The sequence below is a fragment of the Tolypothrix sp. VBCCA 56010 genome (assembly GCF_050875635.1).
Lineage (GTDB): Bacteria > Cyanobacteriota > Cyanobacteriia > Cyanobacteriales > Nostocaceae > Hassallia.
This window is the reverse complement of record NZ_JBPAOH010000329.1, coordinates 1-1,772: the sequence shown is the minus strand read 5'-3', so window position 1 is coordinate 1,772 and position 1,772 is coordinate 1. Positions and strand designations below refer to the sequence as shown.

The 1,772-nt window shown below is 39.1% G+C and carries 1 protein-coding gene and 1 pseudogene; both read left to right on the top strand.

Annotated elements, in window-relative coordinates:
- Positions 1 to 599: pseudogene (locus tag AABK37_RS41220) on the top strand (WD40 repeat domain-containing protein); the annotation flags it as partial.
- Positions 592 to 1,677, top strand: coding sequence for an AAA family ATPase (locus AABK37_RS41215; RefSeq protein WP_432557148.1), 1,086 nt, complete (start codon positions 592 to 594; stop codon positions 1,675 to 1,677). The pseudogene AABK37_RS41220 and the gene AABK37_RS41215, both read left to right, overlap by 8 nt.
- Positions 1,678 to 1,772: the final 95 nt, after the last annotated feature.

The following is a 1,772-nucleotide window of genomic DNA, read 5'->3' as shown; positions in this document are numbered from 1 at the left end:
CAGTAGCGATCGCACCCGATGGAAAAACAGCCGTTTCTGCTTCATCTGACAATACCCTGAAACTGTGGGATCTAGAGAAAGGATTGGAAATCTCTACCCTGACAGGTCATAATTCCATAGTAAGTGCAGTAGCGATCGCACCCGATGGAAAAACTGCCGTTTCTGCTTCTGGTGACTTTACCCTGAAACTGTGGGATCTAAAGAAAGGATTGGAAATCTCTACCCTGACTGGTCATAATGACTACGTAAGTGCAGTAGCGATCGCACCAGATGGAAAAACTGCCGTTTCTGCTTCTGGTGACGATACCCTGAAACTGTGGGATCTAGAGAAAGGATTGGAAATCTCTACCCTGACAGGTCATAATTTCTGGGTATTAGCAGTAGCGATCGCACCCGATGGAAAAACTGCCGTTTCTGCTTCTCGTGACAAAACCCTGAAACTGTGGGATCTAAAGACAAAAAAGGAAATCTCTACTTTTATTGGTGAAAGTTCTATAACTTGCTGTGCAGTTTCCCCAGATGGGTTGACAATTGTAGCAGGAGAACAATCAGGTCGTGTTCATTTTCTTTGTTTAGAAGGGGGTTCAGAAAATGAATAACATCACCCAAAATACAATTAATATTCCCAGATATCCCCCAGAATTTCAGCAAATCATTACCACCAAAAACCACAACTTTGTCGGTCGTGAATTTGTCTTTTCTGCCATCAACAACTTTCTCAATCAATCTGACCGGGGCTACTTTACTATTATCGGTGAGCCTGGTATTGGTAAAAGTGCCATTCTTGCCCATTATGTCAGCCAAAATCCCGGCTTTGTCTATTACAATGTCGAAATTGCCGGGAAAAATCGCGTTGAGGAATTTCTGACGACGATTTACACTCAATTAATAGAAATCGCCCAAAATCAAGGTAGTAAAAATATAGCTGATAATTTTCATGATTATACCACAGAAGACAGTGGTTTTTTATCATTTTTACTGCAACAAATCAGCGATAGATTGCATCCACAACGTTTAATTATTACTATTGATGGCTGCGATAGAATTGATATTAACAATCAACCACGCGGCTCAAATATATTCTATTTACCCCGCTATCTGCCAGAAAAAATTTATTTTATCCTCACTCGTCGTCCGTTTTTGACAGATAAATCAGGTTTATTAATTGAAACTCCAGCCCAATCTTTAGATTTATCAGCCTACCCGCAACAAAATCGCGCTGATATCCAGGAATATATTAAAACTTATTTAAATGAATCATGTCATTTTGAGCCTAGCGTTAGCGAAGAGAAGAATCCCGGAGATGTTTCGCTGAAAATGACACAAGGTTTTGATGATGAAACCAATTTTATGTATGTTAAGGAAACCTTAGCAGCTATCAACGAGGATATTTACCCCCCAAATTTACAACTCTATTACCAAAATCACTTAGAAAAGATGAATTTAGCAACCAGTCAACAGCAACCAATGGCTTTACAGGTGTTAAATATCTTAGTTCAACAATCAATATCAATAGAAGCGATCGCAGAAAGATTAGATGCAGATGAATATGAAATCAAGGTAATTTTAGACAAGTGGCGAGAGTTTTTACATTTAAAATCAATAGCCGCAGAAATCCATTATAGTTTTTATCATGCTAGCTTTCGTGATTGGTTGAGGCATTTGTTAGTAAATTAGACCAATTTAAATAATGTTTGCGACACATAAATTCTTCGTAGGGGCACGGCACTGCCGTGCCCCTACCCATCTGTCGCATTCTTTTTTCAAATTGG